Origin of the sequence: Streptomyces sp. NPDC102270 (assembly GCF_044766405.1) — a bacterium.
In the GTDB taxonomy this organism is placed as follows: Bacteria; Actinomycetota; Actinomycetes; order Streptomycetales; family Streptomycetaceae; genus Streptomyces.
In genome coordinates, this window is record NZ_JBIWLX010000001.1 from 453,485 (window position 1) to 477,848 (window position 24,364).

The 24,364-nt window shown below is 69.8% G+C and carries 20 protein-coding genes and 1 tRNA gene; 10 read left to right on the forward strand and 11 right to left on the reverse strand.

The features are described from left to right. The first annotated feature begins 3 nt into the window (after positions 1-3). The gene (gene glmS, locus ACIRP7_RS01940; protein WP_403652584.1) at positions 4-1,821 is read left to right on the forward strand and encodes a glutamine--fructose-6-phosphate transaminase (isomerizing); all 1,818 of its coding nucleotides are present in this window, start codon (positions 4-6) and stop codon (positions 1,819-1,821) included. Between the two features lie 77 nt (positions 1,822-1,898). On the opposite strand, the gene ACIRP7_RS01945 is transcribed toward glmS, so the two are convergent. Further along, positions 1,899-2,426, reverse strand: coding sequence for a universal stress protein (locus tag ACIRP7_RS01945; RefSeq protein WP_403652587.1), 528 nt, complete (start codon positions 2,424-2,426; stop codon positions 1,899-1,901). Positions 2,427-2,762: 336 nt separating this feature from the next. Between ACIRP7_RS01945 and ACIRP7_RS01950 the strand changes: the two genes are divergently transcribed. The 4 genes from ACIRP7_RS01950 (at position 2,763) to ACIRP7_RS01965 (ending at position 5,548) form a co-directional block, all read left to right on the forward strand. Next, entirely contained in the window at positions 2,763-3,068 is a 306-nt protein-coding gene (locus ACIRP7_RS01950; RefSeq protein ID WP_403652591.1) for a hypothetical protein, read from the forward strand. A gap of 377 nt (positions 3,069-3,445) precedes the next feature. Further along, positions 3,446-4,675 carry a GlxA family transcriptional regulator gene (locus tag ACIRP7_RS01955; RefSeq protein WP_403652594.1) on the forward strand — a complete coding sequence of 410 codons (1,230 nt, stop codon included), beginning with the start codon at positions 3,446-3,448 and terminating at the stop codon, positions 4,673-4,675. A gap of 117 nt (positions 4,676-4,792) precedes the next feature. Beyond that, positions 4,793-5,395 carry an oligoribonuclease gene (gene orn, locus ACIRP7_RS01960; protein WP_403652597.1) on the forward strand — a complete coding sequence of 201 codons (603 nt, stop codon included), beginning with the start codon at positions 4,793-4,795 and terminating at the stop codon, positions 5,393-5,395. A 77-nt stretch (positions 5,396-5,472) separates the two neighbouring features. Continuing rightward, positions 5,473-5,548, forward strand: a tRNA-His gene (locus tag ACIRP7_RS01965). A 49-nt stretch (positions 5,549-5,597) separates the two neighbouring features. On the opposite strand, the gene ACIRP7_RS01970 is transcribed toward ACIRP7_RS01965, so the two are convergent. Then, positions 5,598-6,473 carry a LysR family transcriptional regulator gene (locus ACIRP7_RS01970; protein WP_403652600.1) on the reverse strand — a complete coding sequence of 292 codons (876 nt, stop codon included), beginning with the start codon at positions 6,471-6,473 and terminating at the stop codon, positions 5,598-5,600. A gap of 161 nt (positions 6,474-6,634) precedes the next feature. Between ACIRP7_RS01970 and ACIRP7_RS01975 the strand changes: the two genes are divergently transcribed. After that, complete coding sequence (locus ACIRP7_RS01975; RefSeq protein WP_403652603.1) at positions 6,635-7,531, forward strand: SDR family oxidoreductase; 897 nt, start codon at positions 6,635-6,637, stop codon at positions 7,529-7,531. A 60-nt stretch (positions 7,532-7,591) separates the two neighbouring features. Here ACIRP7_RS01975 and ACIRP7_RS01980 read toward each other — a convergent pair whose 3' ends face one another. Beyond that, entirely contained in the window at positions 7,592-8,647 is a 1,056-nt protein-coding gene (locus ACIRP7_RS01980) for a LacI family DNA-binding transcriptional regulator (RefSeq protein WP_403652606.1), read from the reverse strand. A 372-nt stretch (positions 8,648-9,019) separates the two neighbouring features. Here ACIRP7_RS01980 and ACIRP7_RS01985 point away from each other — a divergent pair, with 372 nt between their 5' ends. The 4 genes from ACIRP7_RS01985 (at position 9,020) to ACIRP7_RS02000 (ending at position 13,842) form a co-directional block, all read left to right on the forward strand. Further along, a complete protein-coding gene (locus ACIRP7_RS01985) occupies positions 9,020-10,342 on the forward strand; it encodes an ABC transporter substrate-binding protein (RefSeq protein WP_403652609.1) in 1,323 nt (440 codons plus the stop codon). 5 nt (positions 10,343-10,347) lie between these two features. Beyond that, positions 10,348-11,364, forward strand: coding sequence for a carbohydrate ABC transporter permease (locus ACIRP7_RS01990; protein WP_403653019.1), 1,017 nt, complete (start codon positions 10,348-10,350; stop codon positions 11,362-11,364). A gap of 11 nt (positions 11,365-11,375) precedes the next feature. Beyond that, positions 11,376-12,284 carry a carbohydrate ABC transporter permease gene (locus ACIRP7_RS01995; RefSeq protein WP_403392582.1) on the forward strand — a complete coding sequence of 303 codons (909 nt, stop codon included), beginning with the start codon at positions 11,376-11,378 and terminating at the stop codon, positions 12,282-12,284. Between the two features lie 118 nt (positions 12,285-12,402). Next, positions 12,403-13,842: a GH1 family beta-glucosidase gene (locus tag ACIRP7_RS02000; protein ID WP_403652612.1), complete on the forward strand. Its 1,440-nt coding sequence runs from the start codon at positions 12,403-12,405 to the stop codon at positions 13,840-13,842. An 86-nt stretch (positions 13,843-13,928) separates the two neighbouring features. On the opposite strand, the gene ACIRP7_RS02005 is transcribed toward ACIRP7_RS02000, so the two are convergent. From ACIRP7_RS02005 to ACIRP7_RS02040, 8 genes are all read right to left on the reverse strand, one after another. Next, complete coding sequence (locus tag ACIRP7_RS02005) at positions 13,929-15,917, reverse strand: beta-galactosidase (protein WP_403652615.1); 1,989 nt, start codon at positions 15,915-15,917, stop codon at positions 13,929-13,931. Next, complete coding sequence (locus ACIRP7_RS02010; RefSeq protein WP_403652618.1) at positions 15,914-17,227, reverse strand: glycoside hydrolase family 36 protein; 1,314 nt, start codon at positions 17,225-17,227, stop codon at positions 15,914-15,916. Before ACIRP7_RS02010 ends, ACIRP7_RS02005 begins: the two co-directional genes overlap by 4 nt. A 26-nt stretch (positions 17,228-17,253) precedes the next feature. After that, complete coding sequence (locus ACIRP7_RS02015) at positions 17,254-18,165, reverse strand: carbohydrate ABC transporter permease (RefSeq protein ID WP_352384301.1); 912 nt, start codon at positions 18,163-18,165, stop codon at positions 17,254-17,256. After that, positions 18,162-19,142: a carbohydrate ABC transporter permease gene (locus ACIRP7_RS02020; RefSeq protein ID WP_393600078.1), complete on the reverse strand. Its 981-nt coding sequence runs from the start codon at positions 19,140-19,142 to the stop codon at positions 18,162-18,164. The genes ACIRP7_RS02015 and ACIRP7_RS02020 overlap by 4 nt, the downstream gene beginning before the upstream one ends. A 13-nt stretch (positions 19,143-19,155) precedes the next feature. Then, the gene (locus tag ACIRP7_RS02025) at positions 19,156-20,460 is read right to left on the reverse strand and encodes an ABC transporter substrate-binding protein (protein WP_403652624.1); all 1,305 of its coding nucleotides are present in this window, start codon (positions 20,458-20,460) and stop codon (positions 19,156-19,158) included. A 214-nt stretch (positions 20,461-20,674) separates the two neighbouring features. Then, positions 20,675-22,099, reverse strand: a complete 1,425-nt coding sequence (locus ACIRP7_RS02030) for a cellulose binding domain-containing protein (protein WP_403652627.1) — start codon at positions 22,097-22,099, stop codon at positions 20,675-20,677. Positions 22,100-22,173: 74 nt separating this feature from the next. Then, a complete protein-coding gene (locus tag ACIRP7_RS02035; protein ID WP_403652630.1) occupies positions 22,174-23,571 on the reverse strand; it encodes an ATP-binding protein in 1,398 nt (465 codons plus the stop codon). After that, a complete protein-coding gene (locus ACIRP7_RS02040; protein ID WP_403652633.1) occupies positions 23,568-24,272 on the reverse strand; it encodes a response regulator transcription factor in 705 nt (234 codons plus the stop codon). The genes ACIRP7_RS02035 and ACIRP7_RS02040 overlap by 4 nt, the downstream gene beginning before the upstream one ends. Positions 24,273-24,364 lie beyond the last annotated feature (92 nt).

Genomic DNA, 24,364 nt, shown 5'->3' on the forward strand with positions numbered 1-24,364 from the left:
TATATGTGCGGAATTGTCGGATACATCGGGAAGCGTGATGTCGCCCCGCTGCTCCTGGAGGGCCTGCAGCGCCTCGAATACCGCGGCTACGACTCCGCGGGCATCGTCGTCACCTCGCCGAAGACGGCCGGGCTGAAGATGGTCAAGGCCAAGGGCCGGGTGCGCGACCTGGAGGCCAAGGTCCCGGCCCGCTTCAAGGGCACGACCGGCATCGCCCACACCCGCTGGGCCACCCACGGCGCCCCCTCCGACGTGAACGCCCACCCGCACATGTCGGCCGACAGCAAGGTCGCCGTCGTCCACAACGGCATCATCGACAACGCCTCCGACCTGCGCCGCAAGCTGGAGGCGGACGGCGTCGAGTTCCTCTCCGAGACCGACACCGAGGTCCTCGTCCACCTCATCGCACGCTCCCAGGCGGAGAAGCTGGAGGACAAGGTCCGCGACACCCTGCGGGTGATCGAGGGCACCTACGGCATCGCCGTGATGCACGCCGACTTCGGCGACCGCATCGTGGTGGCCCGCAACGGCTCCCCGGTCGTCCTCGGCATCGGCGAGAAGGAGATGTTCGTCGCCTCGGACATCGCCGCACTGGTCGCCCACACCCGGCAGATCGTGACGCTGGACGACGGCGAGATGGCCACCCTCAAGGCCGACGACTTCCGCACCTACACCACGGAGGGCACCCGCACGACGGCGGAGCCCACCACCGTCGAGTGGGAGGCCGCCTCCTACGACATGGGCGGCCACGACACCTACATGCACAAGGAGATCCACGAGCAGGCCGACGCCGTGGACCGCGTGCTGCGCGGCCGCATCGACGACCGCTTCTCCACCGTGCACCTGGGCGGCCTCAACCTGGACGCCCGCGAGGCCCGTCAGATCCGCCGGGTGAAGATCCTCGGCTGCGGCACCTCGTACCACGCGGGCATGATCGGCGCCCAGATGATCGAGGAGCTGGCCCGTATCCCCGCGGACGCCGAGCCGGCCTCGGAGTTCCGCTACCGCAACGCGGTCGTCGACCCCGACACGCTCTACATCGCGGTCTCCCAGTCCGGTGAGACGTACGACGTCCTCGCGGCCGTCCAGGAGCTGAAGCGCAAGGGCGCCCGGGTCCTGGGCGTCGTGAACGTGGTGGGCTCGGCGATCGCCCGGGAGGCGGACGGCGGCATCTACGTGCACGCGGGCCCGGAGGTCTGCGTGGTCTCCACGAAGTGCTTCACCAACACGACGGTGGCCTTCGCCCTGCTCGCCCTGCACCTCGGCCGCACCCGCGACCTGTCCGTCCGCGACGGCAAGCGGATCATCGAGGGCCTGCGCAGGCTGCCCGCGCAGATCACCGAGATGCTGGAGCAGGAGGAGCACATCAAGAAGCTGGCCGAGCAGTACGCCGAGGCCCGCTCGATGCTCTTCATCGGCCGGGTGCGGGGCTACCCGGTGGCCCGCGAGGCCTCCCTGAAGCTCAAGGAGGTCTCCTACATCCACGCGGAGGCCTACCCCGCCTCCGAGCTCAAGCATGGCCCGCTGGCCCTGATCGAGCCGGCCCTTCCCACGGTGGCGATCGTCCCCGATGACGACCTCCTGGAGAAGAACCGCGCCGCCCTGGAGGAGATCAAGGCCCGCAGCGGCAGGATCCTGGCGGTCGCCCACCAGCACCAGGAGAAGGCCGACGAGACGATCGTGGTCCCGAAGAACGAGGACGAACTGGACCCCATCCTGATGGGCATCCCCCTCCAACTCCTCGCCTACCACACGGCACTTGCCCTCGGGCGGGACATCGACAAGCCCAGGAACCTCGCGAAGTCGGTCACCGTCGAGTAGCAGCCGCTCGGGCCGCACAACGAGGACGGACCCCCCGTGACGCACGGGGGGTCCGTCTCTGCTCGAAGAGTGAAGAGTTACGGGATCACGATGACGGGCCGCTTCGCCCGCTTGGCGAGCCGCCCCGCGACAGAGCCGAAGATGCGCCCGACGATGCCGTGGGTGGAGCCGACGACGATCGCGTCCGCCTCGTACTCCCGCCCCACCTCCTCGAGTTCGTGGCAGATGTCTCCGCCGCGCTCGACGAGGATCCAGGGGACCTCGGACAGATAGTCCGCACAGGCGAGTTCCAGGCCGAGCACCTCGGTACGGTGGTCCGGCACGTCGACGAAGACCGGTGGCTCGCAGCCGGCCCACACGGTGGTGGGCAGCCGGTTGGCGACATGCACGATGATCAGGCCCGAGCCGGAGCGATGGGCCATGCCGATCGCGTACGCGAGGGCGCGCTCGCTGGATGTGGAGCCGTCGAAGCCGACCACGACGCCGTGCTTGAAGGCGGGGTCGCAGGAGTGGCGTCGCTCTTCCGCCGCCAGGGGCTCGGCCGCCGTGGGGTCGGCGACGGGCCGCTTGCGGTCCGCGTGTTCGAAGAATTCGTGACCGGCCATGGCTGTCTCGGCGTTGTGATCCTTGTGTGGGAGGGACGACAGTGTGCGGCGGAGCTGTGTCCGGGAATCATCTTCCCAACCCCATACCCCCAAGGGTACGGCGCGAAGCCTCCTTCGCCCAGAGCCCGCACACCGTCCGTGGGGGTTCCAGGGAGCATGCACGAGGGGGCGCCCGTAACGCAATGGTTGCTGTCCCGTACAGGCGGTTTGCACGGGCTTCACGCAACGGCCCCCGGCCCGGACCCCCGGACGGCCCCTCGACACAGTGACCGAAGGGTCGAACAGGCGTTGAACCCGTGAGCCACGCCTCGGGGGAGACGCCACAGGGAGCACGCGATGACCGGACACCGACCGCCCTCCGACGACTCCGCCACGGATGTGGTCCGCTGGGCAGCCTTCAGCTGCGTCCTCGTCCCCGTGGTGCTCGTCTGGTACGGCACCTCACTGGCCGGTGCGACGGGCACCGCCCTCGGCCTCGCCGCCGTCACGGCCGTCTGCCGTATCCTCCTGCGCCAGTCGGAGCGCGGCGCGGCCCGCCTGCACGCCGAGGAGCCCGAGCCCCGTCGTGGCCGTCACCACAGGAGCGGTGCCGGGGCCCATCGAGGCGGCCGTCACACCGGGGGAAGTACACCGGGCGGCTGACCGGTTTCCATGCACCGCGACGATTCTTTTCAGCCAACTTCCGCGTTGGGCGTGTCCCTTGGTCCAACCACCCCCCAACCCCCGTTCCACCTGCACGGATAGGGTCTCCGGAGCCCCGCGCACCCTACGTGGATTAGCCACCGCCACAAGGCGCACTTCCCTGCACGGCCCACGAGTGCAACGCTTCGTGATCGAATGCTTTACGCCAAGTTGCCATGTCGACAATGTGCCGGATGACGAACTGGTCACGCCGGCACCACGCAACACAGTAGATTCGATCTTGACGTCTTACGGCGGGGGACTCGTGCAGGACCGAGGGGAAACGTGCAGGAGCGACACAACCGAGGAGCCGCGACCACCGAGGGGGGCTTAGCAGTATGAGCCACGACTCCACCGCCGCGCCGGAAGCCGCGGCCCGGAAACTCTCCGGGCGACGCCGCAAGGAGATCGTCGCGGTGCTGCTGTTCAGCGGCGGCCCCATCTTCGAGAGTTCCATACCTTTGTCGGTGTTCGGGATTGACCGCCAGGACGCCGGCGTACCGCGCTACCGCCTGTTGGTGTGCGGCGGCGAGGAAGGCCCACTGCGGACCACAGGGGGCCTGGAACTCACCGCACCGCATGGCCTGGAGGCGATCTCACGAGCGGGCACGGTCGTCGTACCGGCCTGGCGCTCGATCACTTCACCGCCACCGGAGGATGCGCTCGACGCGCTGCGCCGGGCGCACGAGGAAGGCGCCCGCATAGTCGGTCTGTGCACCGGCGCCTTCGTGCTGGCGGCCGCGGGCCTGCTGGACGGCCGCCCCGCGACGACACACTGGATGTACGCGCCGACGCTGGCCAAGCGCTACCCGTCGGTGCACGTGGATCCACGAGAACTCTTCGTGGACGACGGCGACGTACTGACCTCGGCCGGTACCGCGGCCGGGATCGACCTCTGTCTCCACATCGTGCGGACGGACCACGGCAACGAGGCGGCCGGCGCGCTGGCCCGCCGACTGGTGGTTCCGCCGCGCCGCTCGGGCGGTCAGGAGCGCTACCTCGACAGGTCTTTACCAGAGGAGATCGGCGCCGACCCGCTCGCCGAGGTCGTCGCCTGGGCGCTGGAGCACCTCCACGAGCAGTTCGACGTGGAGACGCTGGCGGCGCGGGCGTACATGAGCCGTCGTACGTTCGACCGCCGGTTCCGCTCGCTGACGGGTTCGGCGCCGCTGCAGTGGCTGATCACCCAGCGGGTGCTGCAGGCGCAGCGGCTGCTTGAGACGTCGGACTACTCGGTGGACGAGGTCGCGGGGCGCTGCGGCTTCCGCTCGCCGGTGGCGCTGCGCGGGCACTTCCGGCGGCAGCTGGGCTCGTCCCCGGCCGCCTACCGGGCCGCGTACCGGGCCCGGCGTCCGCAGGGCGACAAGCCGGTGGACAGCGACGGTCCGGTGGGGGGCCCGACGGGCCCCGCGCCCGGCGCGCCGGTACAGCTGCACCCGGAGAGCGGTCCGGTGCCGCTCCAGAGCCGCCGCACCCCGGCCCCCGTGGGCCCGCACTCCGAGAACGGCCGCGAGCTGTACGTCGGCGGAGGCCGGGCGAGCCTGCCGGGCCAGCGCAGCGGAACGTGACGTACTGACGCCGGGCGCGGCCTGCGAAGGCCCGCCCGGCGTTCCCGGTCACCCGGCACCGACGCCCGGCGCCGACGCGGGGACCACAAACACAGACGTCAGCCGTAGGGTGTTCGCATGAACGATCGCATGGTGTGGATCGACTGCGAGATGACCGGCCTCTCGCTGTCCGACGACGCGCTCATCGAGGTTGCCGCCCTCGTCACCGACTCCGAGCTCAATGTGCTCGGCGACGGTGTGGACATCGTCATCCGCCCGCCGGACCAGGCGCTGGAGACGATGCCGGAGGTGGTGCGTCAGATGCACACCGCGTCCGGGCTGCTCGAGGAGCTGTCCGGCGGCACGACCCTCGCCGACGCCGAGGAGCAGGTCCTCTCCTACGTCCGCGAGCACGTCAAGGAACCCGGCAAGGCCCCGCTGTGCGGCAACTCCGTGGGCACCGACCGCGGTTTCCTGCTCCGGGACATGCCCACCCTGGAGGACTACCTCCACTACCGGATCGTGGACGTCAGCTCCGTCAAGGAGCTCGCCCGGCGCTGGTACCCCCGTGCCTACTTCAACAGCCCGGACAAGAACGGCAACCACCGCGCCCTCGCCGACATCCGCGAGTCCATCGCGGAGCTGCGCTACTACCGCGAGGCGATCTTCGTCCCGCAGCCCGGACCCGACTCCGACACCGCGAAGACGATCGCCGCGAAGCACGTTCTGCCTGGACGGTAAAGCCGGGCGCGAGCACCCCTTCAGACCCTGTACACTTTTTCTCGGCCGGTCGGGGAAACCCAAGACAGCCGAACATGGTGGGTGTAGCTCAGTTGGTAGAGCACCTGGTTGTGGTCCAGGTGGCCGCGGGTTCAAGTCCCGTCACTCACCCCACTCACCTCAGCCGGTGATCCTGGAGACAGGGTCACCGGCTGAGGTCGTTTCAGCAGTCGGACGCCCTTAGCAAGGCCCGGGCGGCCTTGCGGAAGGCCGCGACCAGCCGGCTCCGCTCCTCGGCACGGGTCGCGAGGACCACATGGGCCGGGTCGACACCGTGCAGCGGGACCGCGGTGACGTCGGGGCGGAGCGTGCCGGCGCGGGGCAACGCCGTGATGGCCAGGGCCTGTCCGGAGGCGACGAGTTCGAACTTGTCCTCCAGGGCGGCGGCCAGGGGGCCGTCGGGTGCCGGGCGGCCGTCCGGTCGGGGGTCAATGCGCCAGTACGCGTTCCACACCGGGTCGGCCACCCGGACCAGCGGCTCGTCGGCGATGTCGTCGAGGGTGACGGACTCCTTGCCCGCGAGACGGTGACCGACCGGGAGCACCAGGACCCGGGGCTCGTCGTAGAGGACCGTCACCTGCGCCCCCTCGGTCGGGAAGGGCAGCCGGGTCACCAGGACGTCGACCCCGAGTTCGGGCAGGACCGTCGTCCGCTCGGCCCAGTCGACGTGCGCGGTCCTGACGTCGGCGTCCGGGAAGCGCTCGCGCAGTGCGCGCACCGCCGGGGTGACGATGATCCCCGACGTGTACCCCACGGTGATCCGGCTCGGCTCCGCGGCCGCCCGGGCAAGGCTCGCCGCCTGGGCCGCCGAGCGCAGCAGTGCCTTCGCCCGCGGCAGGAAGACCTCCCCCGCCTCGGTGAGCCTGCTCCCCTGCGGGGTGCGCTCCAGCAGCCGCGCGCCCAGCTGCTGCTCGAGACGGCGGATCTGCCGGCTCAGCGACGGCTGCGTGATGTGCAGCGCGTCGGCGGCCCGCCCGAAGTGCCGGTGCTCGGCGACGGCCGTGAAGTACCGGACCAGCCGGAGGTCGAGGTCGCTCATGCCTGAAGCGTACGCACGGGTTCGCGGCAGTTCTTCGGTGAAACCGGCTCCTGCCTGCTGTCATGCCTGATGTGTATTGCGCGATGCGAAACAAGCTTTGGACTCGGACGGCCTTTTCTTCACACGCTGAATCCCCCACTCGCCACAGCGAAGGATCACCAATGCGTGTATTTGTCACCGGTGCGACCGGCTTCGTCGGTTCCGCCGTCACCCGTGAGCTGCTCGGCGCCGGGCACGAGGTCGTGGGCCTGGCCCGGTCGGAGCGGTCCGTCCAGGCGCTGAAGGCCGCGGGAGCGGAGGTGCACCGCGGGGACCTGACCGACCTCGACAGTCTGCGCCGGGGTGCCGAGGCGGCCGACGGGGTCGCCCACCTGGCGTTCATCCACGACTTCACCAACCTGACCGCCTCGGGGGAGGCCGATCTGAAGGCCATCGAGGCCATCGGCGAGGTGCTCGAAGGCACCGGCAAGCCCTTCGTTGTCACCTCGGGACTGCTGACCACGCCGGGGCGCATCGGCACCGAGGAGGACCCGGCCGACCCGAACTCCCCCGGCAAGCACCGGTACGCCTCGGAGCCGGCGACGCTCGCGCTCGCCGAGCGCGGGGTGAGTTCGTCGGTGCTGAGGCTTCCCCCGAGCGTGCACGGCGAGGGCGACACCGGCTTCGTGCCCATGTTCATCGACTTCGCGCGCGGCAAGGGCGTCTCGGCCATGGTGGGCGACGGCTCCAACCACTGGGCCGCCGTCCACCGGCTCGACGCAGCCCGGCTGTTCCGGCTCGCCCTGGAAGCGGCACCGGCGGGCGTACGGCTGCACGCGATCGGCGACGAGGCGGTGCCGTTCCGCGAGATCGCCGAGACCATCGGGCGGGGACTCGATGTGCCGGTCACGAGCGTGGCCCCCGAGGAGGCGGCGGACCACTTCGGCTGGCTCGGCCACTTCGCCGCCGTCGACATGCGGGCCTCGGGCGCGCTCACACGAAAGCTGCTCGGCTGGCGGCCGGAACACCCCGCCCTGATACCGGACCTGAAGTCCGGCCACTATTTCAGGACGGCCTGAGGCCCCCCTCGCCCAGCAGGGGAAGGGGTCAGCCCCCTCCGCCTCCAGCAGGGGACGGGATCAGGACGACGCCCGCGTCACCAGTTCCGTGGCCAGGACGACCTGCCTGCGCTCCAGCCCCCGGGAGACGGCGGGGCGGCGGTCGGCGATCTCCGTGAGGAGGAGGTCGATCATGTGGCGGCCCATCTCCTCGATGGGCTGGCGGACGCTGGTGAGGGGCGGGTCCATGTGGCGCGCTATGGCCGAGTCGTCGTAGCCGATCAGGGCCACGTCCGAGGGGATGCCGCGACCCTCCTCGCGCAGGACCTGGCGGGCGCCGGCCGCCATGACGTCCGAGCCGGCGAAGACCGCGTCCAGGTCGGGGCGGCGGGCCAGCAGCTTCGTCATCGCCCGGCGGCCGCCCTCCTCGGTGAAGTCACCGGGCTCGATCAGCCGCTCGTCCACTTCGTGGCCCGCGTCGCGCAGCGCGTCCCGGTAGCCGTCGACGCGCCGCTGGGCGCCGTACACGTCGAGGCGGCCCGTGATGTGTGCGATCGCGCGGCGGCCGCCGGCCAGCAGGTGCTCCACCGCCGAGCGGCCGCCGCCGTAGTTGTCGGAGTCCACCGACGGGAGCGTCTCGGCGGCCGAGCGCGGACCGCTGATCACGGCCGGGATCTCCAGCTGGGCCAGCAGGTCGGGGAGCGGGTCGTCGGCGTGGACCGACACCAGCAGGACGCCGTCGACCCGGTGCGCGGCCAGGTACTGGGCCAGCCGGCGGCGTTCGCGGTCGCTGCCCGCGAAGATCAGCAGGAGCTGCATCTCGGTCTCCGAGATCTCCGCGCCGACGCCCTTGAGCATGTCGGAGAAGTACGGCTCGGCGAAGAACCGGGTCTCCGGTTCGGGCACGACCAGCGCGATCGCGTCCGTACGGTTGGCCGCCAGGGCGCGCGCGGCCGTGTTCGGGACGTACCCGAGCTCCGCCACCGCCGCCTCGACCGCCGCCCGGGTGGCGTCACTGACCCGGGGCGAACCGTTGATCACCCGGGAAACGGTGCCCCGGCCCACGCCGGCGCGCGCGGCGACCTCTTCGAGGGTGGGCCGGCCACCGCTTCGACTCCGCGCTCCGTGGCTTGCCATGGGCCCCGCCTTCCCGCCGTCTTTCTTAGCTGGCCTGGAATCTAACAGTCCTGCCTGATGAGGTGGACGTCACCGGTGGCTGTGAGCTCCAGAGCCCCGCCGCGGCCGGGAAAGGACCCTGCCCGCACTCACCGGACGGGCCGAGGCGGTCCAGTTAACGGGCTTATAACTGAACGCACCTCTCCGCGTCGACGCCCTTGACACCCTCGCTCCGACCCGCGAACCTTCAACACATCACCGGTGGGAGCGCTCCCACGGTACCTGACACATAAACATCCCGCACGTTCCCCGCCCGAGCCGCAGCTTAGAACTAACGGGCCCAACAACGCAGTTGGCCGGGGGGTCGGCACGTCAGGGCAACAGGAGGACGCAATGCGAGCACGTACCCGAACCGCCCGCAACAGGGTGGTTGTCCTCGCGGCCGTCGCGTCGCTGGGCGCCGGGCTGCTGGCCGGCTGTGCCGACGACGGCAACGACGGCGGCGGTTCGTCGTCGGGCGGCGGCGGCAAGACCACGATCACTCTCGGTCTCTTCGGCACCCAGGGCTTCAAGGAGGCCGGGCTCTACAAGGAGTACGAGAAGCTCAACCCGGACATCAAGATCCAGGAGAACGTGGTCGAGCGGAACGAGAACTACTACCCGGCTCTCGTCAACCACCTCACCACCAACAGCGGCCTCCTGGACGTGCAGGCCATCGAGGTCGGCAACATCGCCGAGGTCGTGTCCACCAACGCGGACAAGCTGGTGGACATGTCCAAGGTCACCGGGGTCGACAAGAGCAAGTGGGTGGACTGGAAGTGGCAGCAGGCCACCACCAAGGACGGCCAGACCGTCGGCCTCGGCACCGACATCGGCCCGATGGCGATCTGCTACCGCAAGGACCTCTTCCAGCAGGCCGGTCTGCCCACCGACCGCGAAGAGGTCGGCAAGCTGTGGGCGGGCGACTGGAACAAGCTCGTCAACGCGGGCGCGGACTACAAGAAGAAGGCCCCCGCGGGCACCACCTTCATGGACTCGCCCGGCGGTCTGCTCAACGCGATCGTCAGCAGTGAGAAGGACAAGTACTACGACGCCTCCGGCGAGGTCATCTACAAGTCGAACCCGGCCATCAAGAACGCCTTCGACCTGACCGCGAAGGCCGCCAAGGACGGGCTGGTCGGAGCGCAGACGCAGTTCCAGCCGGCCTGGGACACGACGATCGCCAAGAGCAAGTTCGCCGCGATCGCCTGCCCGCCGTGGATGCTCGGCTACCTCAAGGGCAAGTCGGCCCCCGAGTCCGCCGGCAAGTGGGACGTGGCCGCCGCGCCCAAGTCCGGCAACTGGGGCGGCACCTTCCTGTCCGTGCCCAAGAGCGGCAAGCACGTGAAGGAGGCGGAGAAGCTGATCACCTGGCTGACCGCTCCGGAGCAGCAGGCGAAGCTCTTCAGCGTGCAGGGCAGCTTCCCGAGCTCGTCCGCCGCCTACGACCTGCCCCTGGTCACCGACGCGAAGAACACGATGACCGGTGACGCGCCCATCGGCAAGATCTTCGCCGAGGCCGCCAAGGCCATCCCGACGCAGGTGATCGGCCCGAAGGACCAGATCATCCAGCAGGGTCTGACCGACAACGGCGTCATCCTCGTCACGAAGGGCAAGTCGGCCAAGGAAGCCTGGGAGACGGCCACCAAGACCATCGACAACAACCTGGAGAAGTGACCGGTATGGCCACCCGGCACGACACCGCCGCGCTCCCCCTCAAGGAGGGGGGCGCGGCCCCGGGCCGCCCGCCCGCGGACGCCGTACCCGATGACAAGGACCAGCGGCGCCGGGCGCGGCTGTCCCGCCGCTGGCAGCGGGACATGCGCTGGAGCCCGTACGCCTTCGTCTCGCCGTTCTTCCTGCTGTTCCTCGCCTTCGGCCTGTTCCCGCTGATCTACACGGGCTGGGCCTCGCTGCACACGGTGGAACTGACCGATCCCACCGACATGCAGTGGGCGGGCCTGCGCAACTACACCCGGATCTTCGACGACGACTTCTTCTGGAACGCGGCGAAGAACACCCTGACCATCGGCATCATCTCCACCGTCCCGCAGCTGGCGATGGCGATGGGCCTGGCGCACATCCTCAACTACAAGCTGCGCGCGTCGACCTTCTACCGGGTCGTGATGCTCGCGCCGTACGCGACCTCGATCGCCGCCGCCTCGCTGGTGTTCGTGCTGCTCTTCGGCCGCGACTACGGCATGATCAACTGGGGCCTGCACTTCGTCGGGATCGACGCCATCGACTGGCAGAACGACAAGTGGCCCTCGCAGATAGCCGTCTCGTCGATCGTCATCTGGCGCTGGACCGGCTACAACGCGCTGATCTACCTGGCGGCGATGCAGGCGATCCCGCAGGACCTGTACGAATCGGCGGCCCTGGACGGGGCCAGCCGCTGGAAGCAGTTCCTCCACGTCACCCTGCCCTCGCTGCGGCCGACGATCCTGTTCACCGTCGTCGTTTCGACGATCGGGGCGAGCCAGGTGTTCGGCGAGCCGCTCCTGTTCGACGCCAACAAGGGCGCGTCCGGCGGCGCCGAGCACCAGTTCCAGACGCTCGGGCTGTACCTGTACGAGCAGGGCTGGGTGAACATGCACCTGGGCCGCGCCTCCGCGATCGCCTGGACGATGTTCCTGATCCTCATCCTGATCGGGATCGTCAACTACGTCATCTCGCGCCGGCTGCGCGCCAGTAGTTAAGGAGACCGGCCGTGACGACGACCCTGACGAAACCCGCGGCGGACGCGGATCCCCAGCCCCCGAAGCGCGTACGCCGGCCCAAGTCGGCCCGTGCGGGCGGGCAGATGCACGCGGGGCCCATCGCGTACGTCATCCTCGCCCTGTTCACCATCGGCTCGCTGCTGCCGCTGGTGTGGACGGCGATCGCCGCCTCGCGCGACAACCAGCGGCTGGCGCAGACCCCGCCGCCGTTCTGGTTCGGCGGCAACCTCTTCCACAATCTCGACATCGCCTGGAACGACGCCAACCTGGGCGAGGCGTTCATCAACACCACGTTCGTGGCGGGTGTGTCGGCGCTGACCATCGTCTTCCTGTCCACGATCGCCGGGTTCGCCTTCGCCAAGCTGCGCTTCAAGGGCCGCGGCGCGATGATGCTGATCGTCATCGGCACGATGATGGTGCCGCCGCAGCTCAGCGTCATCCCGCTGTACATGATGGTCGCCAAGCTCGACTGGACGGACCAGCTCCAGGCGGTGATCCTCCCGTCGCTGGTGAGCGCGTTCGGGGTGTTCTTCATGCGGCAGTACCTGATCCAGGCGCTGCCGGACGAGATCATCGAGGCGGCCCGGGTGGACGGTGCGAGCAGCTGGCGGGTGGTGTGGCACGTCGTGTTCCCCGCCGCCCGGCCGGCGATGGCCGTCCTCGGCATGCTGATGTTCGTGCAGACGTGGAACGACTTCCTGTGGCCGTTCCTGGTGCTGACCCAGAACGGCAACCCGACCGTGCAGGTCGCGGTCGCACAGCTCGGCCGCGGCTACACGCCGGACCAGTCCCTGATCATGGCGGGTGCGCTGCTCGGCACGCTGCCGCTGCTGCTGGTCTTCGCGATCTTCGGCAAGCAGATCGTCGGCGGCATCATGCAGGGTGCCGTGAAGGGCTGACCTCGTACGTCTTGGGGATCTCGCTGCAGGGGGCCGGGGCACCGTCGCCTCGGCCCTTCCCATCCCCTCCCCTCCCCCTCTACCAGTAGGTCTCACGACCTCCAATGGGAGCGCTTCCATGCTTGAGTCCGCTACGCCGGTGACCCCGGTGACCTTTCCCCCCGCCTTTTTGTGGGGCGCCGCGACCTCCGCCTACCAGATCGAGGGGGCGGTGCGGGAGGACGGCCGTACGCCCTCCATCTGGGACACCTTCAGCCATACCCCGGGCAAGACGGCCGGCGGCGACCACGGTGACATCGCTGTCGACCACTACCACCGCTACCGCGACGACGTGGCGCTCATGGCCGACCTGGGCCTGACGGCGTACCGCTTCTCGGTCTCCTGGTCCCGGGTGCAGCCGACCGGCCGCGGCCCCGCGGTCCAGCGGGGTCTGGACTTCTACCGCCGGCTGGTGGACGAGCTCCTCGCGCACGGCATCAAGCCGGCCGTGACGCTCTACCACTGGGACCTGCCCCAGGAGCTGGAGGACGCGGGCGGCTGGCCGGAGCGCGACACCGCGTACCGCTTCGCCGAGTACGCGCAGATCGTGGGGGAGGCACTCGGCGACCGGGTCGAGCAGTGGATCACCCTCAACGAGCCCTGGTGCGCGGCCTTCCTGGGCTACGCCTCCGGGGTGCACGCGCCGGGCCGTACCGACCCCGCGGCCTCACTGCGGGCGGCGCACACGCTGAACCTGGCGCACGGCCTGGGCACGTCGGCCCTGCGCGCCTCGATGCCGGCCCGCAATTCGGTGGCGCTCAGCCTCAACTCCTCGGTCGTCCGGCCCTTCTCGCAGGACGCGGCGGACCTGGCGGCGGCGCAGAAGATCGACGACCTGGCCAACGGGGTCTTCCACGGGCCGATCCTGCACGGCGCGTATCCGCAGACGCTGTTCACGGCGACGGAGCTGATCACGGACTGGTCGTTCGTCGAGGACGGCGACCTCGCCCTGATCAACCAGCCCTTGGACGCGCTGGGCCTCAACTACTACACGCCGGCCCTGGTGTCGTCCGCCGATGCGGACACCAGCGGGCCGCGCGCCGACGGGCACGGCAGCAGCGCGCACTCCCCGTGGCCCGGCGCGGACGACGTCACGTTCCACCAGACCCCCGGCGAGCGCACGGAGATGGGCTGGACGATCGACCCGACGGGCCTGCACGACCTGATCATGCGCTACACCCGCGAGGCGCCGGGTCTGCCGCTGTACATCACGGAGAACGGCGCGGCCTACGACGACAAGCCCGACCCCGACGGCCGTGTCCACGACCCCGAGCGGATCGCCTACCTGCACGGCCACCTCGCCGCGGTCCGCCGCGCGATCGCCGACGGCGCGGACGTCCGCGGCTACTACCTGTGGTCCCTGCTGGACAACTTCGAGTGGGCGTACGGCTACGAGAAGCGCTTCGGCGCGGTCTACGTCGACTACACCACGCTGGAACGGACACCCAAGTCCAGCGCCCTCTGGTACGGCAGGGCGGCCCGCACGGGCACGCTCCCGGAGGTCCACAGCATCCGGTAGCCACCATGGAGACGGGGGACGGGGAAGGGGCGCGGCATCCGAGGGGGGTGCCGCGCCCCTGCGGTCTCACCGCGGGGCTGATCGGGTCAGCGTGCTTCCCGTACGACCACCACGTCGCCCGGCGTCACCGTCACCCGGCCGCCGTCGACGCTCTTCCCGCTCAGCAACTCGGTTGACGACGGGGCCACTTGCACCTCGGCGTGCCGTTCACCGTGGTTGATCAGGAAGAGGTAGTCCGCGTCCTCGCCCCGGCGCAGCACCGCCTCCACTCCCTCCGGTGTCCGACGCACCGGCTCCACGCCCGCTTCCGCGCGGACGCGGTCCAGCAGGGCGGCGAGGGTGCCGGGGTCCGGGTGGGTGGCCAGGTACCAGGCCACGCCCTCGCCGTAGGTGTGCCGGGTCACCGCGGGGACGCCGGACAGGGGGCCGTCGGCGTAAGAGGTCACGGCGTCCGCGCCGGCCAGGCGCACTCGCTCCGACCACAGTGACGCCGTACCGCCGTCGTCGAGGGTGACCGTCTCGCCGGGCAGCAGCGGGAAGAGTTCGTCCGTGCTGACGCCGAGTGCCTCGCGGAAGGCGCCCGGGTAACCGCCCAGGCGGACATGGCAGTTGGCGTCGACGGCCCCGCTGTGGAAGCCGACGACGAGCGTTCCGCCGCGCGAGGCGAAGCCGGTCAGGTTCTCGGCGCTCTCGTCGTCGACCAGGTACAGGGCGGGGGCGAGGACGAGCCGGTAGCGCGACAGGTCCGCCGCGGGGTGCACGAAGTCCACGGCCACGCCGGAGCGCCACAGCGGCTCGTACCAGGCCCGGACCAGGTCGAGGTAGTGGACCGACTCGCTGGGCTGGGAGGGGAGTTCCAGGGCCCAGCGGGCGTTCCAGTCCCAGACGACGGCGACCGAGGCGGGGCTGGTGCTGCCCCGCACCTGCGCCAGCGCCTTCAGATCCGCGCCCAGCGCCACCACGTCACGCCAGATCTGGCTGTCCGTGCCCGCGTGCGGCAGCATCGCCGAGTGCCACTGTTCGGCGCCCGCCTTCGCGGCCCGCCACTGGAAGTAGGCGATGCCGTCGGCACCCCGGGCGACGTGCCCCAAGGCGTTCCGGCGCAACTCACCAGCAGTCTTCGCCCTGTTGACCGGCTGCCAGTTCACCGCGCCCGTCGAGTGCTCCATGAGCAGCCACGGGCCGCCCGCCAGCGAACGCACCAGATCGCCGCTGAGCGCGATGTCGATCTGCGACTCGGGGTCGGTGGAGCGCAGGTAGTGGTCGTTGGAGACGATGTCCAGCTCCGGTGCCCAGCGCCAGTAGTCGAGCGCGTCGAAGGCGAACATCACCATGAAGTTGGTGGTGGCCGGCACCGAGGGCGCGGCCTCCCGCAGCACCTCCCGCTCCGCCTTGTACAGCGCCAGCAGCTCGTCGCTGCAGAAGCGCCGCCAGTCCAGCTGGTGGGTCGGGTTGGGCACGGCACCGGTGGCGCGGGGCGGGATGATCTCGTCCCAGTCGTAGTACCACTGGCTCCAGAAGGTGGTGCCCCAAGCGTGGTTGAGGGCGTCCAGGTCGCCGTAGCGCTCACGCAGCCAGCGCCGGAAGGATGCCGCGCTCACCTCGCAGTAGCACTCCGCGTTGTGGCAGCCGTACTCGTTGTGGATGTGCCACATCACCACGGCGGGGTGGTCGGCGTACCGCTCCCCCAGCACCCGGGCGATCCGCAGGGCGGCCTCCCGGTAGGCGGGGCTGGAGGGGCAGAACGTCTGGCGGCTGCCGTACGACAGTCTCCTGCCGTCCTTGTCGACCGGCAGCGCCTCCGGGTGGGCCCGGAAGAACCAGGCCGGCGGGGCCGCCGTCGGAGTGGCCAGGTCGGCGGCGATGCCGTTGTCGTGGAGCAGGGCGAGGATCTTGTCGAGGCGCGTGAAGTCGTACTCGCCCTCGCGGGGTTCGAGGAGCGCCCACGCGAAGATGTTGACGCTGACCATGGTGACGCCCGCCTCGCGCATGAGGCGTACGTCCTCGGCCCACACCTCCTCGGGCCACTGCTCCGGGTTGTAGTCGCCGCCGTAGGCGATGCCCTGCGGGATCATCGGTCAACTCCTGTGAGAAGGCGGCGCGTTGTCTCCACGCCCCACTGGTCGAGGGAGAGCAGGCGGTCGCTGGAGGCCATGAGACCGCCCGTCGCCTCCACGTGGGCCGCCCAGCGCTCGCGGGTCTCCACGGCCGGGCGGGCCATCAGGCAGTCGGGGTCGTTGACCCAGAGCCGGCCGTGCTGCCACTGGCGGCCGACGCCGGTGAACTCGGCCGGGTCCTGGCCGGGCTGGCTGTAGTCGTCGGCCTCGGGGCGCCGGTGCGGGGCCGTGTCGGGGCTGACCCGCATCGCGTCGAACAGGCCGATGGAGGGCAGGACGGGCGCTCCGCAGCCGAGCAGACAGGCGTCCGCGCCGATGGCCTCGCGGATCAGCTCGATCGCGGAGCGGTACGCCGTGAGCGCGTCCGCGGAGGAATGCCGTGCGCCTTCCAGCGCCCCCGCGTACAGGAAGTCGACCTTGAAGTAGTCGTAGCCCTCGGACACCAGGGTCCGGAAGACCGACGCGAGGTACTCCGCCGCCTCGGGGTGGGTGGTGTCCAGGACGCACAGGTCGTGGCCCCAGTTGCGGCCGGCGTGCAGGAAGCCTCCGTCGAGGTCCTCGACCAGCCAGTCGGGGTGCTCGGCGGCCAGGTCACTGGCCGGGTCGACCAGGAAGGGGGCCGTCCAGATGCCGGCGCGGCGGCCCCGCGCGCGGATCGCGTCGGCGATGCCCGCGCGGGAGCGGAAGCGGCCCGAGAGGGTGAGCCAGTCGCCTAGGGCCTTCTGGTAGCCGTCGTCGATCTGGACGACGTCGACGGGCAGGTCGAGGGTGTCCATCGCACGGAGGTTCTCGTGGATGTCGTCCTCGGTGACGCTCGTGAAGTACTCGTACCAGGAGCACCAGACGGTGGGCGCCGGGCGGGGGGCCTCGACCCCGAGTCCGGCGGCCCACTCGGCCAGCACCGACTGGATGTCCGTCCCCGTGAACTCCTTCACCGCGCCGTCGGCGGAGACCTCCGCCACGGAGCCCTCGGCGACCAGCCGGATCGACGGCACCTCGTGCGGCGGGTCCGCCGCCGCCCACAGCCGTACCGGCGATCCGTCGCCCGGGTCGAGCGCCAGCAGGCCCTCGCCCTGGAAGGCGCCTTCGGGGACGGTGACGCCCGGCCGGTAGCAGACCGTCGCCCAGTTGCCGTTCGTCGGGCGGTACGGCTTGTCGCCGAGGGCGTACGCGCCGCTGGGGCTCCAGGACTGCCAGCCCTCCTCGTGGACGCGGGCCCTGCCGGGGTCCACGGGCACGGAGGCGAGCGGGGTGAAGGGGTGGGGCACGGAGGTTCTCTCTCAGGTGAGGGCGGTCAGCCCTTGTTGGCGCCGAGGGTCAGTCCGCTGACGAACTGGCGCTGGAGCACGAAGTACACGATCAGGGTGGGGATCGCGGTGAGCAGGGCGCCGGCGGCTACCAGGTTGGGGTCGGTGAAGTACTGGCCGGAGAGGTTGTTCAGAGCCGAGGTGATCGGCATGTTCTCGCCGGTGGAGATCAGCACGATGGCCCAGAAGAAGTCGTTGTAGATCCAGATGGACAGCAACGTCCCCAGGGCCGCCATCGCGGGCTTGCACAGCGGCAGCACGATCTGCCAGTACATCCGCCACACCGAGGCGCCGTCGACCAGGGCGGCCTCGGTCAGCTCGTGCGGGAGCATGCGCATGTAGTTGGACAGGACGAAGGCGCAGAACCCGGACTGGAAGGCGACGTGGATGAGGACCAGGCCCAGGGCGGAGTCGTAGAGCTTGCCGCTCATGGTGATGCCGGGCAGGTCGATGAGCAGGTACATGCGGTACAGCGGGGTGATGATGACCTGCTGCGGCAGCAGGTTGCCCGCGGTGAAGACGAGCAGCAGCGCGATGTTGAGGCGGAAGTCGAACCGGGAGACGTAGAACGCGACCATCGACGACAGCAGCAGGGTGATCAGCACGGCCGGGACCGCGATGAGCAGCGTGTTGCCGAAGTAGTGGAGCATGTCGGACTGGGTGAAGGCGTTCTTGAAGTTGTCGAAGTTGAGGGTGTCGGGCCAGGAGACATAGCCCTTGTTGCTGGTCTCGCTGTAGGGGCGCAGGGCCGCGAAGACCGCCCACAGCAGCGGGGCGAGCCAGGCCAGCGCGGTGCCGGCCAGGAACACGTGCAGCAGGACCCGGGCCGGGCGCAGCGGAGTGCGCTGCTTGGCCGACGTGGCGGTGGTGGCGGGCGCGGCGGCGCTCAGGGTGCTCATGCCTGCCGCTCCTTCCGGAAGGTGGCGATCAGGTAGGGAATGATGACCGCGAGGGAGATGACCAGCAGGACCACGGCGATCGCCGAGCCGTAACCGATCCGGCTGGACTCACCGATGATGTTGTTGGTGATCAGGATCGACAGCAGCTCGGTGCCCTGGGCACCCTTGTTGAAGACGAACACCAGGTCGAAGGCGCGCAGCGCCTCGATGATGGTGACGACCAGGACGACGGTGTTGGTGGGGCGCAGGGTCGGGAAGATGACGTTCTTGAACGTCTGCCACTCGTTCGCGCCGTCCAGCGAGGACGCCTCCCGCAGCGAGGGGTCCACGCCCTTCAGCCCGGCCAGGTACAGGATCATCATGTAGCCGGTGTGTCGCCAGGACGCGGCGATCAGCACCGCCCACAGGTTCAGGTGCGGATCGCCGATCCAGTCGATGTAGTGGCCGGGCTTGTTGGCCCCGATCAGGCTGTTGATCAGCCCGGTGTCGGGGTTGTAGACCAGCTGCCACACGAACCCGGTCACCGCGAGGGAGACCACGACGGGCAGGAAGAACGCCGTCTGGTAGACCCGGGAGAAGCGGATGTTCTTGTCCAGCTGCACGGCCAGGAACAGGCCGAACGGCGTGGGGATCAGGATGAGCACGACGAACCAGATGACGTTGTGCTCGACGGCGGGCCAGAACTGCGGGTTGTCGCTGAACAGTTGCTTGAAGTTGTCCAGGCCGACCCACTTGATGGAGCCGAAGCCGATGCCGTCCCAGCTGGTGAAGGCCAGGGCGATCGAGGCCAGCGCGGTGACCCAGACCAGGGCCACGTGCAGGATCGTGGGCACGCCGGCCATGAAGCCGAGCGTGATGCGGTCACGGCGGGTCAGCAGCCGCCGGTGCCCCCGCGGGACCCGCTTGCTGACCGGCGCGGGGCCCGAAGGCGGCACGGCGGCCGCCTCCGGGCTCTTCATGTTCGTGTCGGTAGTCATGTAGTCGCTCAGCTCAGCCGGACGCGAAGATCGTCTTCTTCTGGCGTTCGATCGAGGACAGCAGACTGTCCACGCCCTTGGGGTTCTGCAGGAACTTCTGCAGCGCGGGCTGCATCACCGTCGAGGTGAAGTCGGGGCGCGAGTCGCGGTCCATGAACTGGGTCAGGCTCTTGGCACCCGAGATCATCTCGTACGCCTTCTTCTGCAGCGGCGTGTAGGAGGAGGTGTCGGCCTTGCTGGAGGCGGCCACCACGCTGGAGTCGGCCTTGAGGTAGATCTGCTCCGCCGCCGGGGTGCCCAGGTACTCGAGCAGCTTGGTGACGCCGGCCTTGTTCTTCGGCGCCTTGGAGACCATGAAGCCGTCGGTGGGCGCCTCCACGGTGTCCTGCCCGTACGCGGAGTTGATCTCCGGGAAGGCGAAGAAGTCCAGGTCGTCCAGGTCCGCCTTGTTGGTGAACTGCTGTGCCACGAACGAGCCCAGCAGGTACATGCCGGCCTTCTTGGACACCAGCGTCTGGGCGGCGTCCTGCCAGGTACGGCCCATGAAACCGTCCTGGTGGTAGGGCAGCAGCTCGGCCCAGTGGTCGAAGACGGCCTTGACCTTGGCGTCGGTCCACGCGGCCTTGCCCGCCATCAGCTCGACGTGGAAGTCGTAGCCGTTGAGGCGGAAGTTGATCTGGTCGAAGGTGCCCATCGCCGGCCAGGCGTCCTTGTCACCGAACGCGATCGGGACCAGACCGTCCTTCTTCATCTGCTTGGACAGGGCGACCAGCTGGTCCCACGTGGTCGGAACCTCGTAGCCGTGCTGCTTGAAGACGCTCTTGCGGTAGAAGAGCGCCCACGGGTACGTGTACAGCGGCACGAAGTAGTACTTGCCGTCCGCGCCCTTGGACAGCTTCTTCATGGCGTCCGGGAAGTTGCCGCCGATCTTGTCCCACACGTCGTCGATCGGGGAGGCGAGGTTCTTCGCGGCGAAGAACTGCATCCGGTAGCCGGCGAACCAGTTGAACACGTCGTCCGGCGTGCCCTGGAGGTAGGAGTTGATCTGCTCCTGGAACGTGTTGTGGTCCTTGGTGTTCACGTCGACCGTGATCCCGGACTGCTTCTTGAAGGACGCGTAGATCTCGGCGAACGCCTTCTTCGGCACCGCGTCCGACGCGTTCGACCCCAGACTCACGGTCTTCGGGTCGCTGGAGCTGCCGCTGCTGCCACAGGCGGACAGCAACGGTATACCCGCGCCGAGGAGGGCGGCACCACCCACCCCCTTGAGCACACCACGACGGCTGGGCGAAGGGAGGGAAGACGAGAGATCACGCATGTACGGCTCCTGAAGGCAGGGGTCCGGTCATGGAGGGATTCGGAGACCAGTCGTAATCGACCAGAAACCAACTTGACCGAACACGGTGGCGCAATGACAGCGTTATGTCAGGTCATGCGTCAATAGCTATCGACCCGATTTGTCGAAACGTGACCGACATCCCTGCCTACCGGTGACCCAGGAGCCTCGTCGCCGACGGGTTCAGCCGTCGGACTCACTTGTAGGCGGCGAAGGCCTTCGTGAAGGCTGACGCGTCCTGGACGATCGAGCTGCAGCTCGCGTCGGCGGAGGGCTTCGCGCCCCCGGGGCACTGCTTGTCCCGGGTCGCGGACCACATCGACAGCCCGCCCAGCCCCTTCGCCCTGGCGAACGTCACGAGCTGGGTGGCGTCCTCGACCTTGAAGATCTCCGAGGCCACGTCGTTGACCCCGATCATGGGCGTCACGGCGACCGCGTTCCAGGCCGCGCTGTCGGACAGCCCGAGGACACCCTTGACCTGCGCCTGGGTGGCGGTGGCGGCCTGCTCGGCGTAGGTGCCCATGTCTCCGCTGTACGAGGGCCCGTAGTCCATCGCCATGATGTTGACGGTGTCGATCTTCACGCCGTGCGACTTGGCGTTCGCGAGCAGGTCGACGCCGTCCTGGGTGAGGCCCTCGGGCATCACCGGGAGCGTGTAGGAGACATCCAGTCCCGCGTGCTGCGACTGGAGCTTCGCGATCGCCTGCGCCCGCCGGGTGTTCGCGGCCGTGTTCGGCAGCGCCCCGCCCTCCACGTCGAAGTCGACCTTGGTGAGGCCGTACGCATCCACGACCTTGCCGTACGCCGCCGCCAGCGCGTCCGCCGAGGAGCAGGTCGTGGCCAGCTCGGAGCCGGAGGCACCGCCGAAGGAGGCCCGGACGTCACCGCCCTTCGCCCGCAGCGCGCCGATCTGCCGGGCCACGGCGTCGCTCGCCAGATCGGTGACCCCGCCCCACTTGGGGGTGCAGCCGCCGCCGTCGGTGACGAAGGCGAGGGTGTAGTCCTTGACGCCGGTGGTGTCGGCGGTGGCGAGGAGGTCGAAGGCGGGGTAGAGGGAGGTGTCGACGTAGGGGGCGAAGCCGGCGCCGGTGCCGGTGCCGGTGCCCTTGGTGGGGGTGGGCGTAGGTGTCGGCGTAGGTGTGGGTGTGGAACTGGGCGTGGGTGTGGAGCTGGGCGTGGGTGTGGGTGTGCCGCTGTGGCCGGTGGAGCAGTCGCCGTTGTCGATGAGACAGCCCGTGGGATCGCCCGTGCCGCCCACCACGAACCCGACCGTGACCGACTCCCCGGCGGCCAGCCCGTCGGTGTCCCACCGGGGCGGCTTCACCAGCACATGCCGCCCGCTCACGTCGGCCTCCCCGTTCCACAGGGAACCGAGCGTTGAGCCGCCCGGCAGGTCGAACTCCAGCTTCCAGTCCTTCTGGGCCGCACCGCTGTTGTTGGTGACGACGTACTGCGCGGTGTATCCCGTCGACCAGTCGCTCGTCCTCGTGTACGCGGCGCCGATCCCGGCCGCTTGGGCGGTACCGCTCAACAGGACCGCTCCGGTCCCCACCACAGCGGCGGCGACCACCCCGCCGATCGCCTTGTTCCTGCCGTTCACTCTGCGCTTGTGCATGCTCATGGCGTGGCACGCTAGCGATCCGGAATCGGGCAAATGACCTGATCAGGACGGGCGTTGAGGATCTTAGGGCGCGCTTAAGGATGGGATCGGGGCCGGTTAAAGGTCGAGACCAATCTGCCGGTGCGGCGTCTGCGCACCCGGTGTCCGCGGCGTACCGGTTCCCGCTCGTTCAGCTGGATCCAGATCCGCACCTCGGTGCCGCCGAGCACCGACGACCCGATGCGTACGTCCCCGCCGGTCGCCTCGGCGAGCCGCCGCACGATGTCGAGCCCGAGCCCGGTCGACCCGGTGCTGCCGGACCCCCGCCCGCGTGCCATGGCGGCCTCGGGGTCGCGGATGCCGGGGCCCGCGTCGGAGACGAGCACGATCACCGCGTCCTCGCCGTTGTGCACGTCGACCGCGAAGGCCGTGCCCTCCGGGGTGTGCCGGAAGACGTTGCCGAGCAGGGCGTCGAGGGCGGCCACGAGGTCGGCACGGGCCACGGGTATGCGCACCGGCCGCTCGGTGCCGGCCACCCGCCACTTGCGGCCCTCGTCCTCGGCGAGCGCGGACCAGAACCCCATCCGCTCCCGGACCACCTCGGCCGCGTCGCACCCCGCGCCGGGCCCGGCGGCCGCGGTCTGCGGCTTGGCCTCCCGGGCGGTGCGGATGATGGTGTCGACCTCGCGCTCCAGTTGCGCGACCGCCGCCCGGGTCTGCTCGGCGGCCGGACCGTCCCCGAGCGAGGCCGCGTTGAGCCGCAACACGGTCAGCGGGGTGCGCAGCCGGTGGGACAGATCGGCGGCCAGTTCCCTTTCGTTCGCCAGCAGTTGGACGACCTGGTCGGCCATGGAGTTGAACGCGACCGCCGCCAGCCTGAGTTCGGTCGGCCCCTCCTCCGGCACCCTGGCGCCCAGCTTCCCCTCCCCCAGCTCATGGGCGCCCTCGACGAGTTTCTGCGCGGGCTGCACCATCCGTACGCCGAGCCGGTCGGCGACCGCGACCGAGCCGACCACCAGGGCGATGCCGACGCCCGCGAGGACCGCCCAGGCGGTCGCGACGCCGTTGCTCACCTCGGACTCGGGGACGTACACCTCGACGACGGCTATCTCGCCGGAGCTGAGCGCGACCGGCTGCAGCAGGGTGGAGCCGCCGGGCACCTCGCTGGTGGAGGCGCGGCCCAGCCTGCGCACGGTGGCGATGTCGTCGGCGGCGGCCCGCTGCCGTCCGATGTCCACGCCCCGCTGGCCCGCGCTCGCCGGTATGTGGACGGCCATCCCGGAGTCCGAGCCCGCGGAGGCGACGACCCGCTCCAGCTGGTCGCGGTCGGTGGTGATGGACAGGGCCGGGGCGACGGCGGCCGCCTGCCGCTCGGCGTTGGAGAACGCGCGGTCCCGGGCCATCTCCTTGATGACGAGACCGAGCGGAACGGCGAAGGCGACCACGACCATGGTGGTGACCGCCAGACAGACCTTGACCAGAGCCCATCTCACAGCGGCAGCCCCCCGCCCGGTGGTTCCAGCTTCACGCCGACGCCCCGCAGGGTGTGCAGATAGCGGGGCCGCGCGGCCGTCTCGCCCAACTTGCGCCTGAGCCAGGACAGATGGACGTCGATCGTCTGGTCGTCGCCGTAGGACTGCTGCCAGACCTCGGCGAGGAGTTCCTTGCGGGGCACGACCACTCCGGGGCGGGCGGCCAGGAAGGCGAGCAGGTCGAACTCGCGGCGGGTGAGGTCGAGTCGGACGCCGTCCAGCTCGGCCTGGCGGCGCAGCGGGTCGACGCTCAGGCCGCCGACGCGCAGCACGGTCTCGGACGGCGCGTCACCTCCGGCGGCCCGGGACCGTCGTAGGACGGCGGCCATCCGGGCGGAGAGGTGCTCGACCGAGAAGGGCTTGGTGAGGTAGTCGTCCGCCCCCGCGTTCAACAGGCGGACGATCTCCGTCTCGTCGTCCCGGGCGGTGGCGATGATGACCGGGACGTCGGTGATCCCGCGCAGCATCTTCAGGGCCTCGGACCCGTCCAGATCGGGCAGTCCGAGGTCCAGGACGACCACGTCGAAACGGAAATGGGCGACCTCGCGCAGCGCCTCCAGCGCCGTCCCGACGCTGCGCACGGTGTGGGCCGCGTCGGTCAGGTGCCGGATGAGCGCCGAGCGAACGAACTGGTCGTCCTCGACCACGAGCACACTTGCCATGCGCCGCACCGTACGCGATTCGGGCGAGCGTGGTCGGGGCCTGTGGACAACTCAGTCCGTGTGCGGCCGGTGGGATGCGTGAGGCAGTATGG

Excerpts from the sequence above, each read along its gene's own strand:
- ACIRP7_RS01970 (WP_403652600.1), bottom strand. The coding sequence starts at position 6,473 with ATGAGCGACCTCGACCTCCGGCTGGTCCGGTACTTCACGGCCGTCGCC.
- orn (WP_403652597.1), top strand. The coding sequence starts at position 4,793 with ATGAACGATCGCATGGTGTGGATCGACTGCGAGATGACCGGCCTCTCG.
- ACIRP7_RS01980 (WP_403652606.1), bottom strand. The coding sequence starts at position 8,647 with ATGGCAAGCCACGGAGCGCGGAGTCGAAGCGGTGGCCGGCCCACCCTC.
- ACIRP7_RS01950 (WP_403652591.1), top strand. The coding sequence starts at position 2,763 with ATGACCGGACACCGACCGCCCTCCGACGACTCCGCCACGGATGTGGTC.
- ACIRP7_RS02020 (WP_393600078.1), bottom strand. The coding sequence starts at position 19,142 with ATGACTACCGACACGAACATGAAGAGCCCGGAGGCGGCCGCCGTGCCG.
- ACIRP7_RS02040 (WP_403652633.1), bottom strand. The coding sequence starts at position 24,272 with ATGGCAAGTGTGCTCGTGGTCGAGGACGACCAGTTCGTTCGCTCGGCG.
- ACIRP7_RS01945 (WP_403652587.1), bottom strand. The coding sequence starts at position 2,426 with ATGGCCGGTCACGAATTCTTCGAACACGCGGACCGCAAGCGGCCCGTC.
- ACIRP7_RS02005 (WP_403652615.1), bottom strand. The coding sequence starts at position 15,917 with ATGATCCCGCAGGGCATCGCCTACGGCGGCGACTACAACCCGGAGCAG.
- ACIRP7_RS01990 (WP_403653019.1), top strand. The coding sequence starts at position 10,348 with ATGGCCACCCGGCACGACACCGCCGCGCTCCCCCTCAAGGAGGGGGGC.
- ACIRP7_RS01975 (WP_403652603.1), top strand. The coding sequence starts at position 6,635 with ATGCGTGTATTTGTCACCGGTGCGACCGGCTTCGTCGGTTCCGCCGTC.
- ACIRP7_RS01955 (WP_403652594.1), top strand. The coding sequence starts at position 3,446 with ATGAGCCACGACTCCACCGCCGCGCCGGAAGCCGCGGCCCGGAAACTC.
- ACIRP7_RS02000 (WP_403652612.1), top strand. The coding sequence starts at position 12,403 with ATGCTTGAGTCCGCTACGCCGGTGACCCCGGTGACCTTTCCCCCCGCC.
- ACIRP7_RS02030 (WP_403652627.1), bottom strand. The coding sequence starts at position 22,099 with ATGAGCATGCACAAGCGCAGAGTGAACGGCAGGAACAAGGCGATCGGC.
- ACIRP7_RS02015 (WP_352384301.1), bottom strand. The coding sequence starts at position 18,165 with ATGAGCACCCTGAGCGCCGCCGCGCCCGCCACCACCGCCACGTCGGCC.
- ACIRP7_RS01985 (WP_403652609.1), top strand. The coding sequence starts at position 9,020 with ATGCGAGCACGTACCCGAACCGCCCGCAACAGGGTGGTTGTCCTCGCG.
- glmS (WP_403652584.1), top strand. The coding sequence starts at position 4 with ATGTGCGGAATTGTCGGATACATCGGGAAGCGTGATGTCGCCCCGCTG.
- ACIRP7_RS02025 (WP_403652624.1), bottom strand. The coding sequence starts at position 20,460 with ATGCGTGATCTCTCGTCTTCCCTCCCTTCGCCCAGCCGTCGTGGTGTG.